11 protein-coding genes and 1 riboswitch are annotated in these 12,824 nt (G+C 70.4%); of the genes, 8 read left to right on the forward strand and 3 right to left on the reverse strand.

The window, feature by feature from the left end:
• Positions 1 to 457 precede the first annotated feature (457 nt).
• From glyA to gcvT, 3 genes are all read right to left on the reverse strand, one after another.
• The gene (gene glyA, locus AC07B0_RS19455) at positions 458 to 1,714 is read right to left on the reverse strand and encodes a serine hydroxymethyltransferase (protein WP_356878311.1); all 1,257 of its coding nucleotides are present in this window, start codon (positions 1,712 to 1,714) and stop codon (positions 458 to 460) included.
• A 17-nt stretch (positions 1,715 to 1,731) separates the two neighbouring features.
• Entirely contained in the window at positions 1,732 to 2,115 is a 384-nt protein-coding gene (gene gcvH / locus AC07B0_RS19460; RefSeq protein ID WP_356878310.1) for a glycine cleavage system protein GcvH, read from the reverse strand.
• A gap of 111 nt (positions 2,116 to 2,226) precedes the next feature.
• Entirely contained in the window at positions 2,227 to 3,342 is a 1,116-nt protein-coding gene (gene gcvT / locus AC07B0_RS19465) for a glycine cleavage system aminomethyltransferase GcvT (protein ID WP_467290618.1), read from the reverse strand.
• 188 nt (positions 3,343 to 3,530) lie between these two features.
• Positions 3,531 to 3,635: riboswitch (glycine riboswitch) on the reverse strand.
• Between the two features lie 190 nt (positions 3,636 to 3,825).
• Here gcvT and AC07B0_RS19470 point away from each other — a divergent pair.
• From AC07B0_RS19470 to AC07B0_RS19505, 8 genes are all read left to right on the forward strand, one after another.
• Positions 3,826 to 4,479, forward strand: coding sequence for an AAA family ATPase (locus AC07B0_RS19470; protein ID WP_356878308.1), 654 nt, complete (start codon positions 3,826 to 3,828; stop codon positions 4,477 to 4,479).
• 88 nt (positions 4,480 to 4,567) lie between these two features.
• Positions 4,568 to 5,302 (forward strand): enhanced serine sensitivity protein SseB, encoded by a 735-nt coding sequence (locus AC07B0_RS19475; protein WP_356878307.1) that lies wholly within the window; start codon positions 4,568 to 4,570, stop codon positions 5,300 to 5,302.
• 56 nt (positions 5,303 to 5,358) lie between these two features.
• A complete protein-coding gene (locus AC07B0_RS19480; RefSeq protein ID WP_356878306.1) occupies positions 5,359 to 6,099 on the forward strand; it encodes an enhanced serine sensitivity protein SseB C-terminal domain-containing protein in 741 nt (246 codons plus the stop codon).
• A 573-nt stretch (positions 6,100 to 6,672) separates the two neighbouring features.
• Positions 6,673 to 7,665, forward strand: coding sequence for an ABC transporter permease (locus AC07B0_RS19485; protein WP_356878305.1), 993 nt, complete (start codon positions 6,673 to 6,675; stop codon positions 7,663 to 7,665).
• A 40-nt stretch (positions 7,666 to 7,705) separates the two neighbouring features.
• Positions 7,706 to 9,469 (forward strand): ABC transporter substrate-binding protein, encoded by a 1,764-nt coding sequence (locus AC07B0_RS19490; protein WP_467290621.1) that lies wholly within the window; start codon positions 7,706 to 7,708, stop codon positions 9,467 to 9,469.
• A gap of 145 nt (positions 9,470 to 9,614) precedes the next feature.
• Positions 9,615 to 10,616: an ABC transporter permease gene (locus AC07B0_RS19495; RefSeq protein ID WP_281208050.1), complete on the forward strand. Its 1,002-nt coding sequence runs from the start codon at positions 9,615 to 9,617 to the stop codon at positions 10,614 to 10,616.
• Positions 10,617 to 10,663: 47 nt separating this feature from the next.
• Complete coding sequence (locus AC07B0_RS19500) at positions 10,664 to 11,722, forward strand: ABC transporter ATP-binding protein (RefSeq protein ID WP_356878326.1); 1,059 nt, start codon at positions 10,664 to 10,666, stop codon at positions 11,720 to 11,722.
• Complete coding sequence (locus tag AC07B0_RS19505; protein ID WP_356878303.1) at positions 11,719 to 12,816, forward strand: ABC transporter ATP-binding protein; 1,098 nt, start codon at positions 11,719 to 11,721, stop codon at positions 12,814 to 12,816. Before AC07B0_RS19500 ends, AC07B0_RS19505 begins: the two co-directional genes overlap by 4 nt.
• Positions 12,817 to 12,824: the final 8 nt, after the last annotated feature.

The raw sequence follows: 12,824 nt of genomic DNA on the forward strand, positions 1-12,824 counted from the left end.
CTGTTTTCGTCCGGCAGACGAGCGTAACGCGTGGAGATGAACGGTTCTGCTGCCGGACGTGGCGGTCAGGCGTGAGTCAGCTCGCGCTCCGGTTTCCGGCACCGGCCGGCGGCGTCGGCCGGTACCGGGTCCAGCACGGGGTCCGGGCCCCGGCAGGCCCGCCCGGTGGGCCCTGGCGCCGGCCCGCACGGCCCAGGAGTACGTGACGAGGGCCATGGCGGCCACCAGGGCGATGTCCGCCCGCCCGGGACGGTGCCGCGGCCGCCGAAGCCGGCGGAGCCGAGCCAGGACAGGTCAGGGGGCAGAGGACCCTCGCGGCGGGCGGCCGGAAGGGGCGGGGCGGGCCGGGCTTGGCGCGGCGGAACACGCGAAGGGACCGAGTCCGGCATCCGCCGGGGACAGTGGTCATGAAAAGGGCCCGGCCCTGTGGAGAACACGGCCGGGCCCTGCCCGCTCGCTACAGCGTCGGGTACAGCGGGAACTTCGCGGCGAGCGCCGAGACGCGCGCCTTCAGGTCCTCGGCGTCGTAGGCCGGCTTCAGGGCCTGCGCGATGATCTCGGCGACCTCGGTGAAGGCCTCGGCGTCGAAACCGCGGGTGGCCAGCGCCGGCGTGCCGATCCGCAGGCCCGAGGTCACCATCGGCGGCCGCGGGTCGTTCGGGATGGCGTTCCGGTTGACCGTGATGCCGACCTCGTGGAGGCGGTCCTCGGCCTGCTGGCCGTCGAGCTCCGAGTTGCGCAGGTCCACCAGGACCAGGTGCACGTCGGTGCCGCCGGTGAGGACGTCCACGCCCACGGCCTTGACGTCGTCCTGGACCAGGCGGGCGGCGAGGATCTTCGCACCCTCCAGGGTGCGCTCCTGGCGCTCCTTGAACTCGGGCGAGGCCGCGACCTTGAAGGAGACGGCCTTGGCCGCGATCACGTGCTCCAGCGGACCGCCCTGCTGGCCCGGGAAGACCGCGGAGTTGATCTTCTTGGCCAGCTCCTGCGTCGACAGGATGACACCGCCGCGCGGACCGCCGAGGGTCTTGTGCGTGGTGGTGGTGACGACGTGGGCGTGCGGCACCGGGTTCGGGTGCAGACCGGCGGCGACCAGACCGGCGAAGTGCGCCATGTCGACCATCAGGTACGCGCCGACCTCGTCCGCGATGCGGCGGAAGGCGGCGAAGTCCAGCTGGCGCGGGTACGCGGACCAGCCGGCGACGATCAGCTGCGGCTTGGACTCCTTGGCGAGGCGCTCGACCTCTGCCATGTCCACCTCGCCGGTCTCGTCGACGTGGTACGGGACCACGTTGTAGAGCTTGCCGGAGAAGTTGATCTTCATGCCGTGGGTCAGGTGACCGCCGTGGGCCAGGTTCAGGCCCATGATCGTGTCGCCCGGCTTCAGCAGCGCGAACATCGCGGCGGCGTTCGCCTGCGCGCCGGAGTGCGGCTGGACGTTCGCGGCCTCGGCGCCGAACAGCGCCTTGATCCGGTCGATCGCGATCTGCTCGACGACGTCGACGTGCTCGCAGCCGCCGTAGTAGCGGCGGCCCGGGTAGCCCTCGGCGTACTTGTTGGTCAGGACCGAGCCCTGGGCCTCCATGACGGCGACGGGAGCGAAGTTCTCCGACGCGATCATTTCCAGGGTCGACTGCTGGCGCACGAGCTCGGCGTCGACGGCGGCGGCGACGTCCGGGTCGAGCTCGTGGAGGGGGGTGTTCAGTACAGACATCGAGATCCCCTGGGGTGTCAGTTGTCGGAGTGGGTGAGCGCGGCGTACTCCTCGGCCGAGAGCACCTCGCTGGGCTCGGCCGAGAGGCGCACCTTGAACAGCCAGCCACCCTCGAACGGCGCCGAGTTCACGAGGGCCGGGTCGTCCACGACGTCCTGGTTGGCCTCGACGACCTCGCCGGAGACGGGGGAGTACAGGTCGCTGACCGACTTGGTCGACTCCAGCTCGCCACAGGTCTCGCCCTCGGTGACGGTATCGCCGACCGCGGGGAGCTGGGCGTAGACGACGTCACCGAGCGCGTTGGCCGCGAACTCCGTGATGCCGACCGTCGCGACGCCGTCCACGGCGTCCGACAGCCACTCGTGCTCCTTGGTGTAACGCAGCTGCTGGGGGTTGCTCATGACCTGATTCTCCTGGATGCGGGGGAGTGGATACGAACAGCGGTCTCGGGTACTGAGACGCGGCCGGACGGCTTCCCGTACGGCTGGTGCACGGCTCGGCCGTGTGCGGAACTACTTCTGCCGCTTGTAGAACGGCAGGGCCACGACCTCGTACGGCTCATGCGTACCGCGAATGTCGACGCCCACGCCGGAGGTGCCGGGCGCGGCGTGCGCCGCGTCTACGTACGCCATCGCGATCGGCTTGCCCAGCGTCGGGGAGGGGGCGCCCGAGGTGACCTCGCCGATGACCTGGCCGTCGGCCACGACCGGGAAACCGGCGCGCGGGACGCGGCGGCCCTCGGCGATCAGGCCGACCAGCTTGCGCGGCGGGTTCGTGGCGGCCTTCTCGGCGGCGGCCTCCAGCGCGGCGCGGCCGACGAAGTCGCCCTCCTTCTCGAACTTCACGACCCGGCCCAGGCCCGCGTCGAACGGGGTGAGGGAGGTGGTCAGCTCGTGCCCGTACAGCGGCATGCCCGCCTCCAGGCGCAGCGTGTCGCGGCACGACAGTCCGGCCGGGACCAGGCCGACGCCCGCGCCCGCCTCGGTCAGCGCCTGCCACAGCGCGACGGCGTGCTCGGGGGAGACGAACAGCTCGAAGCCGTCCTCGCCGGTGTAACCCGTACGCGCGATCAGCGCGGGGACGCCCGCGACAGTGCCGGGCAGGCCGGCGTAGTACTTCAGGCCGTCCAGGTCGGCGTCGGTGAGGGACTTCAGGATGCCGGGGGACTCCGGGCCCTGGACGGCGATCAGCGCGTACGCGTCGCGGTCGTCACGGACCTCGGCGTCGAAGCCGGCGGCGCGCTCGGTGATCGCGTCCAGCACGACCTGGGCGTTGGAGGCGTTGGCGACGACCATGAACTCGGTCTCGCCGAGGCGGTAGACGATCAGGTCGTCCAGGATCCCGCCGTCCTCCTGACAGATGTGCGTGTAGCGGGCGCGGCCGACGCCGACGGTGGAGATGTTGCCGACCAGCGCGTAGTCCAGCACCTTGACGGCCTCGGGGCCGGTCAGGGTGATCTCGCCCATGTGGGACAGGTCGAACAGGCCGGCGCGGGTGCGCACGGCGTTGTGCTCGTCGCGCTCGCTGGCGTACCGCAGCGGCATGTCCCAGCCCGCGAAATCGGTCATGGTCGCACCGAGCGAACGGTGCAGCGCGTCGAGCGCGGTCAGGCGGGGGGCAGTGCTCATGGGTGTGGCTCCCGGGTCCCAGGGCATGACATGACGAGGACGATCCTCCCCATCTGTCATCGGAACCTGAGAGGTTCGCCGGGAGTTCCCGCGCGTACGGGGGAAATTCCACGGCTTGCACCTTGGGTGGAGCACGCGCCGACGGCCGTCGGGGGACGGTCGCGTCGCGGCTCGCTTTTCAGATCTGCCTCATCCACGCGGTACGGGGCCTGAGAGATTCAAGGGAGGTACTTGCTCCTTCGGCGCCCGCGCACGGCCTTGCGGCCCTGCCGGGACTCTCCCGCGCGGATTCAAGCGGCCGGTATGCAGTTGGTGTCCAGATGGCGCACATCATTGCACGGGACGTCCGGGAGCGGGCGGCGGGGCCCGCAAGAACGTACGAGCGGAACCGGGACCGCCGGATTACCGTCTCTTTACACTCAGTGGGCACGGGGCTTTCGCGGCCCGATTTCGGGGGGAGACACTGTGCGGAGATTCGGACTCATGACCACCACGGGAACAGTCGACGGGGTACCGGCCCAGCGGGGCCGCGGGGCGGACCCGCGCGTCCTCGTCGAAGGCGCCGGACCGGTCCGTGACCTGCGCGGACCCGCCGTGTGCGTACCGCAGCGCCTCGGTTTCCCGGCCGGGGACATCGTCGTGGTCTCCGGGCTGCCCGGCGGTGGCAAGAGCACCCTGATCAAGCGGGCCGCCCCGGGGGGTGGCATCGACTCCCAGGACGCCCGCGAGCGCTGGGAGCACCGGATGCCCGCCGCCCTCCCCTACGCCGCGTACCGGCCGCTCGTCCGCGCCGCCCACTACTGGGGCCTGTGGCGCAAGCTCGGCTCCGGCGAATCCGTAGTGGTCCACGACTGCGGGACCCAGAGCTGGGTCCGGGGCCTGCTCGCCGCCGTCGCCCGCCGCCGGGGCGGCTCCCTGCACCTGCTGCTGCTGGACACCACCGCCGAGGAGGCCCTCGCCGGGCAGGCGGCGCGGGGGCGCCGCGTGTCCGCGTACGCCTTCGCCCGGCACCGCGGCGCCGTCCGCCGGCTGCTGCGGGAGGCGGAGGCCGGTCGCCCGCCGGCCGGGTGCGCCTCCGCGATCCTGCTGGACCGCCGCTCGGCCGCCGCCGTGACCTCCATCGCCTTCCACGGCTGACTCCGCTTCCCCGGCCGGCTCCGGCCGGCGCGCCCCTTGCCGATAGCCTCGGCAGCACATCGGCGGGACATACGGAGGGCAGGGGCACATGCAGGGCAGCGGCTGGCCGGCGAACGAGTTGGAGCAGGTGCTCGGGGCGGCGCTCGGGCAGACGGACGCCGGGGAGCGGATCCTGGAGGTCCTCGGGCGCAGCCCGGTCTGGGTACCGCTGCCCCAGGGCGGCAGCCCCGAGCAGGGGAGCCTCGACCTGCCCACGATGCTGATCGGCGGGGAGGCGTACGTCCCCGTCTACAGCTCCGAGGCACAGTTCCGCTTCTGCGCCGGGCCCGGCATGGCCTTCGCCGTCGCCCCCGCCGTGGAGTTCGCCCGCGGCCTGCCCCCGCAGCTCGGCATCGCCGTGAACCCGGAGGGGGCCGTCGGGGTGCCGCTGCCCCCGGCCGCCGTCGCCGAGCTGTGCCGCACGGGACGGACCCCGCTCGACGGCCCGGCCACCGGCGGGCGCGTCCGGCTCTTCGAGCCCGACTGGCAGGAGGACCCGGTCGACTTCCTGGCCGCCGCCGCGGAGGAGTTCCGCGCCACCGGGGTGGTCGCCGCCGCGTACCGCTGCCTGGCCAGCGTGGAGGGCGGGGCCCCCGAGCTGTACGTCGGTGTCCGCCTGGTGGGATGGGATCCCGAGGTCCGGGCCGCCCCGCTGGAGGCCCTCGGACGGGCCCTGGCCCGCGTACCGGCGCCCTGGCCCGTGCAGTTGATCCTCCTCGACGCCGCCGAGGACCCGGTCACGGAGTGGATTCGTGAGCGCGTACGCCCCTTCTACCTCCCGTAGCGCCGCTTAAGCTGGTTGGTACGTGTGGACGACGGGCGGACGAAGAGGGGTACCGGGTGAGTGCGTCAGGCACGGCCGCGGCCGGGCAGGTCGAGCACATGCTGCGCCAGGTGACTCCCGGGCGCTATGAGAGCTACGAGTCATTCCTGCACGCCCTCGCGGAGGGCCGGCTGTGGATGCTGCTGTGGCAGGGGCAGCCGGGCTCGCCGGACGCCCAGTACGGCGGCATGGAGGTCGAGGGCCTCGGCTACGCGCCCTGCGTGACCTCCCCGCAGGAACTGGCCGCGAGCGGCTGGAACCGCGGCTACGAGGTGGTCACCGGCCGGGACATCGCCCGCGCCCTCTACCCGGACCGCTGGGGCCTGTGGGTCAACCCGCACGCCCAGGGCGGCGGGCTCGGCGTGCCCTGGGCCGACCTGCGGCGCGTCGCCACCGGCCTGGACCGGATGCCGGCGGGCCCGCTGCGGCTCTCCGAGCCCTCCCTGGAGCTGCCGCAGTTCTACGGGCTGCTGACCCGCCACGCGCACCGCACGCCCGCCGTGCGCTCGCTGCGCCGCGCCTGGGTGCAGCCCTCGCTGGGGTCGGCGTACCTGGCGGTGGGGCTCGACCTCTACGACGCCTCCGCGCCCGCGCTGGAATCCGTACGGGAGATGATGCGGCAGTCGGTCGGGGCGGTGCCCGAGGGGGTGCCCGTGTGCACGGTCGCGCTGGCCGACGAGCACGACCCGGTGGCGATGTGGCTGCGCGCGCAGACCCGCCCGTTCTACGACCGGGAGGGCCAGGCGGCGGTCTACTAGGACCGCCGACGAACCGGGCGGGACGCTCCGAGGGGCGTTCACCGGGTCACCTACAGGGAAACCGGGCACCTGCCCGGACTCTGGGACGGACATGTCCGGCGACATCGGGCCGCCGGGAACCACGGTTCCCGGCGGCCTTCGCCTTGTCCGGATTTCATCACTGATGGGCATCCAATTGGCGTGGTAGTCCTGTGAGTTGGGCGTGATGTCCGTTTGCGTACCGAACGGCCGGTCTTGCTCCGCTGAGCCGCCAGCGGAGTCCGGATAACGGGAACCCACGCGTCAGATCACGGTTGCGCATCCATTCATCTGCGGGTCTGGCGGCTGGTCGAGCGCCCGATGAAGACTCCCCACCCAAGAGCCGGTCAGTCCTCCAGGACCCGGTTCGGTACGTGGACTTCGCTTGTTGTTTCGCACGGCACTTCCCGCACTTTCCGCACTTCAGCTGCTCCGCACCCGCACTCCGCACGCGTTCTGCGTGTACCACGCACTCCGAGCGCCACTCCGCACCAACGCCGCCACAGCGGCGGGCATGGGCCGGCTACCCGTCGGCCGAGAGGGGTCCCCACCACGATGACGGCACCACTGCACGACACGAGCGCGGAAACACCCGCACCCGTGTCCGTAGCCGACGTCCCTGCCAAGGCCATCGAAGGCCGCTCGCCCGGTCGCATCGCCTGGATGCGGCTCAAGCGTGACAAGGTCGCGCTGACCGGCGGCGTGGTCGTGATCCTCCTGATCCTGGTGGCGGTCTTCGCGCCGCAGATCGTGAGCCTGCTGGGCCACCCGCCCAACGAGTTCCACGAGGACATGATCGACCCGGACCTGGGCACGCCGATCGGTTCCTTCGGCGGCATGAGCTCCGAGTTCCTGCTGGGCGTCGAACCCACCAACGGCCGCGACGTGTTCAGCCGGATCGTCTACGGCGCCCGCATCTCGCTGGTCGTCGCCTTCCTGGCGGCCTTCGTGTCGGTCCTCCTCGGCAGCTTCCTCGGCGCGCTGGCGGGCTTCCTCGGCGGCTGGGTCGACGGCCTCATCAGCCGCCTCATGGACCTGCTGCTGGCCTTCCCCCAGCTGCTGTTCACCATCGCCCTGGTCTCGGTCGTCCCCAACTCCCTGCTGGGATTCGAGGGTTCGGGCGTCCGGATGGGCGTGCTGATCGTCGTCATCGGCTTCTTCGGCTGGCCGTACATCGGCCGCATCGTCCGGGGCCAGACGATCTCCCTCCGGGAGCGCGAGTACGTCGAGGCCGCCCGCAGCCTGGGAGCCGGCCGCGGCTACATCCTGGTCAAGGAGCTGCTGCCCAACCTGGTGGCGCCGATCCTCGTCTACTCGACGCTGATCATCCCGACCAACATCCTGACGGAGGCCGCCCTCAGCTTCCTCGGTGCCGGCGTCAAGCCGCCCACCGCCTCCTGGGGAAAGATGCTGTCCGACGCCATCCCCATCTACCAGGACGACCCCATGTACATGGTGGTCCCGGGTATCACGATCTTCATCACCGTCCTGGCGTTCAACCTCTTCGGGGACGGGCTGCGTGACGCACTCGACCCCAAGGGCAGCTGAACCGCTTCTCGATTCACCCACCTATGGAGGTTGGACAACCGTGATCCGCAGAAAGCAGGCACTCGCGATCACCGCCGTGATCGCCGCCCTGTCGCTGACCGCCGCGTGCGGTGGCGACGACGGCAAGACCGAGGGCAAGGCCGGTGACGGCGGCGCCGCGTTCAACGCCGCCACCACCGGCGTCGTGAACCCCTCGGACGCCAAGGGCGGCGAGCTGAAGCTCTGGTCCCCGCAGGACGTCGACTACCTCGACCCGGCGCGTGCCTACTACGGCTTCGTGTGGAACATCCAGCGCCTCTACGTGCGCCAGCTGCTCGCTTACGACAGCAAGCCCGGCAAGGACGGCACCAAGCTGGTCCCGGACCTCGCCGAGGCCCTGCCGGTCCTGAGCAACGACGGCAAGACGTACACCGTCAAGATCAAGGACGGCGTGAAGTTCGAGGACGGTTCGCCGATCACCTCGAAGGACATCAAGTACGGCATCGAGCGCGTCTTCGCGCAGGACGTCCTGTCCGGCGGTCCGACGTACCTGATCGACCTCCTCGACCAGGGCCAGAAGTACCCCGGCCCGTACAAGGACACCGACCCGAACAAGATGGGTCTGAAGTCCGTCGAGACGCCGGACGACAAGACGGTCGTCTTCAACCTGGCGAGCGCCAACTCCGACTTCAGCTACCTGCTGGCCATGCCGTCCTCCTCGCCGGTCCCGGCGGCCAAGGACACGGGCGCCACCTACACCAACAAGCCGCTGTCCACCGGCCCCTACAAGGTGGAGAGCTTCACCGCGGGCAAGGGCGCGACCTTCGTCCGCAACGAGAACTGGGACCCGAAGACCGACACGATCCGCAAGGGTCTGCCGGACAAGGTCTCCTTCACGGTGACGACCAACCCGGACGACATGGACCAGCGCCTGCTGTCCGGTGACATCGACCTCGCGGTCGACGGCACGGGCATGCAGCAGGCCGGCAAGAACAAGGTCCTCAAGGACGAGAAGCTCAAGAAGAACGCGGACAACCCCTTCACCGGCTACATCCGCTACTTCGCCTTCCCGCAGACCGTCGCGCCGTTCGACAACGTCGAGTGCCGCAAGGCCGTCATCTACGCGGCCGACCCGAAGTCCCTGCAGACCGCCCGCGGCGGCCCGACCAGCGGTGACCTCGGCGCCAACATGCTGCCGCCCGGCATCCCCGGCTCGGACAAGTCCTTCGACCCGTTCGGCCTGACGAAGGGCGAGCCGCAGGAGGCCAAGGCCAAGGAGGCCCTCAAGGCCTGTGGCAAGCCCGACGGCTTCGAGACCACCATCGCCGTGCGCAACAACCGCGCCCCCGAGGTGAAGAGCGCCGAGTCCCTCCAGGCGGCCCTCGCCAAGGTCGGCATCAAGGCGACGATCGACCAGTACGACGGCAAGCTCTCCTCCTCCACGATCGGTTCGCCCGAGAACGTGAAGAAGAAGAACTACGGCATCATCGTCATGGGCTGGGGCGCCGACTACAACTCCGGCGCGGGCTTCCTCCAGCCGCTGGTCGACGGCTCGTTCATCCTGCCGAACGGCAACAACAACTACACCGAGCTGAACGACCCCGAGGTCAACGGGCTGTTCGACAAGGCCGCCTCCGCCGCCACGCCCGAAGAGGCCGCGCCGTTCTACACGGACATCAACAAGAAGGTCATGGAGAAGGCGCTCTACCTGCCGATCAACTTCGACAAGGCCTTCGTCTACCACAACCCGCGCCTGACCAACGTCTACTTCAACGACTCCATGGGCAAGATCGACCTTGCCACGGTGGGTATCGCCGCCAAGTAGTCGCACGGCCTGGTCAAAGCAACTCAGCACGCAAGTAAGTGCCTTCACCGCACATGCGCTAGTCCGAAGGGCAGGTGAAGGCCGCAGGCGGTGGCCGCCGTCCCCACGAGGGACGGCGGCCACCCGCCCCGGGCGGCCGACTGCAGTGCTCGTCTACCTCATACGGCGGCTGTTCAACGTCGCCGCCACGCTGCTGGTGGTCTCCGTGGTCACCTTCGGCATCTTCTTCGCGGTCCCGAAGCTGACCGGCAGCGATCCCGCGCTCATGTACGCCGGCCGCGAGACCAACGAGACCGCCCTGGCGGGCATCCGCGTGAAGATGGGCTTCGACAAGCCCATCTCCGAGCAGTACCTGCTCTTCCTCAAGGGCATCTTCGTCGGCCGCGACTACGACGGCGGCACCGATGTCACGCACTGCGCGGCGCCCTGCTTCGGCTACTCCTTCAAGACCGAGGCCCCCGTCTGGGAGACCATGCTCGACCGCATGCCGGTCACCCTCTCGCTCGCCCTCGGGGCGGCCGTGATCTGGGTCATCGCCGGTGTCGCCACGGGCGTCGTCTCCGCGCTCAAGCGCCGCACGGCCATCGACCGGACCGTCATGGTCGGCGCCCTCGCCGGCGTCTCCCTGCCGATCTTCTTCACCGGCATGGTGGCCCCCGCGATCTTCGTCTACGGCCTCGGCTGGCTGGACGTGTCCAACTACCAGCCACTCACCGAGGATCCACTGGCCTGGCTCAACAGCCTGATCCTGCCCTGGATCACCCTGGCCTTCCTCTTCGCCGCCACCTACGCCCGCATCACCCGCGCCACGATGCTGGAGGTCCTCGGCGAGGACTACATCCGCACCGCCCGGGCCAAGGGGCTCAAGGAGGGCGTGGTCATCCGCAAGCACGCCCTGCGCTCCACGCTCACCCCGATCGTCACGATGTTCGGCCTCGACCTCGGCGGACTCCTCGGCGGCGCGGTGCTCACCGAGACGACCTTCAACTTCCAGGGCCTCGGGACCGCCGCCGTGGCCGCCATCGGCGCCGGCGACCTCCCCGTGATCATGGGAGTCACCCTGCTCGCCGCGCTCTTCGTGGTGATGGCCAACCTGATCGTGGACCTGCTGTACGCCGTCATCGACCCGCGCGTGAGGCTGACGTGACCGAGACCCCTGCCTCCACCCCCACCAGCTCCGGCGGGCCCGCCTTCGTGCCCGAGCAGGCCGGACCACGGGACGGCGCCTACCTCTCCGTACGCGACCTGCGGGTGCACTTCCCGACCGACGACGGCCTCGTCAAGTCCGTCGACGGGCTCTCCTTCGACCTGGAGCGCGGCAAGACCCTCGGCATCGTCGGCGAGTCCGGCTCCGGCAAGTCGGTCACCTCGCTGGCCATCATGGGCCTGCACCGCACCGGCAACGCCCGCAGCCGCCCGCACATCTCCGGCGAGGTCCGCCTCGACGGAGAGGACCTCGTCGCCGCCGACGCCGACCACGTGCGCAAGCTCCGCGGCCGCAAGATGGCGATGGTCTTCCAGGACCCGCTCTCCGCGATGCACCCGTACTACACGGTCGGCTCGCAGATCGTGGAGGCCTACCGCACCCACCACCAGGTCGACAAGAAGACCGCCCGCAAACGGGCCGTCGAGATGCTCGACCGGGTCGGCATCCCGGAGCCGCACCGGCGCGTGGACGCGTACCCCCACGAGTTCTCCGGCGGCATGCGCCAGCGCGCGATGATCGCCATGGCGCTCGTCAACAACCCCGAGCTGCTCATCGCGGACGAGCCGACCACCGCCCTGGACGTCACCGTCCAGGCGCAGATCCTGGACCTGATCCGCGACCTGCAGAAGGAGTTCGGCTCCGCGGTCATCATGATCACGCACGACCTGGGCGTGGTCGCCGAGATGGCCGACGAGATCCTCGTGATGTACGGCGGCCGGTGCGTCGAGCGCGGCACCGCCGAGAAGGTCTTCTACGAGCCCCGGCACCCCTACACCTGGGGCCTGCTCGGCTCGATGCCCCGCATCGACCGCGACCAGACCGAGCGCCTCATCCCGGTCAAGGGCTCGCCGCCCAGCCTCATCAACATCCCGAGCGGCTGCGCCTTCAACCCGCGCTGCCCCTACGCCGACGTCCCCAAGGGCGGCATCACCCGCACCCAGCGGCCCGAGCTCGTCCAGGACGACAGCCGGCACTGGTCCGCCTGCCACATGTCGCAGGACGAGCGGACCCGGATCTGGACCGAAGAGATTGCGCCGAAGCTGTGACCGACATCAAGAAGGACTCCGCGCAGACCGCCACGAAGGACCCCGAGGCGGAGCCGCTGCTGAAGGTGACCGGGCTGGTCAAGCACTTCCCCATCAACAAGGGGCTGCTGCGCCGCCAGACCGGGGCCGTCAAGGCCGTTGACGGCATCGACTTCGACGTCCGCCGCGGTGAGACCCTCGGCGTCGTCGGCGAGTCCGGCTGCGGCAAGTCCACGATGGGCCGGCTGATTACCCGCCTGCTGGAGCCCACGGGCGGCACCGTCGAGTTCGAGGGGCGCGACATCACGCACCTCGGGGTCGCCGGAATGCGGCCGCTGCGCCGCGACGTCCAGATGATCTTCCAGGACCCGTACGGCTCGCTGAACCCGCGCCACACCGTCGGCACGATCGTCGGGGCCCCCTTCAAGCTCCAGAAGGTCACCCCCGAGGGCGGGCTCAAGAGCGAGGTGCAGCGGCTGCTGTCGCTCGTGGGCCTCAACCCCGAGCACGTCAACCGCTACCCGCACGAGTTCTCCGGCGGTCAGCGCCAGCGCATCGGCATCGCCCGGGCCCTCGCCCTCAACCCGAAGCTGGTCGTCGCCGACGAGCCGGTCTCGGCGCTGGACGTGTCGATCCAGGCCCAGGTGGTCAACCTGCTGGACGACCTCCAGGAGGAGCTCGGCCTCACCTACGTGATCATCGCGCACGACCTCTCGGTCATCCGGCACGTGTCGGACCGCATCGCGGTGATGTACCTCGGCAAGATCGTGGAGCTGACCGACCGCAAGTCGCTCTACGAGACCCCGATGCACCCGTACACCAAGGCGCTGCTGTCGGCCGTGCCGGTGCCGGACCCGCGGCGGCGCGGCGCCAAGAGCGGCCGCATCCTGCTCAAGGGCGACGTGCCCTCGCCGATCTCCCCGCCGAGCGGCTGCCGGTTCCACACCCGGTGCTGGAAGGCCACGCAGATCTGCACGACGCAGGAGCCGCCGATGCTGGCCCTCGCCACCGGCCACCAGGTGGCCTGCCACCACCCCGAGAACGCCCCGGACCAGGCTCCGGGCGACAAGGCTCTGCCCGGCGCGGCGGACGCGGTGGTGACGGTCTCGGAGTAGCGGACGAG

The organism is Streptomyces sp. NPDC044704, assembly GCF_056433525.1.

Excerpts from the sequence above, each read along its gene's own strand:
- AC07B0_RS19470 (WP_356878308.1), top strand. The coding sequence starts at position 3,826 with ATGACCACCACGGGAACAGTCGACGGGGTACCGGCCCAGCGGGGCCGC.
- glyA (WP_356878311.1), bottom strand. The coding sequence starts at position 1,714 with ATGTCTGTACTGAACACCCCCCTCCACGAGCTCGACCCGGACGTCGCC.
- gcvH (WP_356878310.1), bottom strand. The coding sequence starts at position 2,115 with ATGAGCAACCCCCAGCAGCTGCGTTACACCAAGGAGCACGAGTGGCTG.
- gcvT (WP_467290618.1), bottom strand. The coding sequence starts at position 3,342 with ATGAGCACTGCCCCCCGCCTGACCGCGCTCGACGCGCTGCACCGTTCG.
- AC07B0_RS19475 (WP_356878307.1), top strand. The coding sequence starts at position 4,568 with ATGCAGGGCAGCGGCTGGCCGGCGAACGAGTTGGAGCAGGTGCTCGGG.
- AC07B0_RS19485 (WP_356878305.1), top strand. The coding sequence starts at position 6,673 with ATGACGGCACCACTGCACGACACGAGCGCGGAAACACCCGCACCCGTG.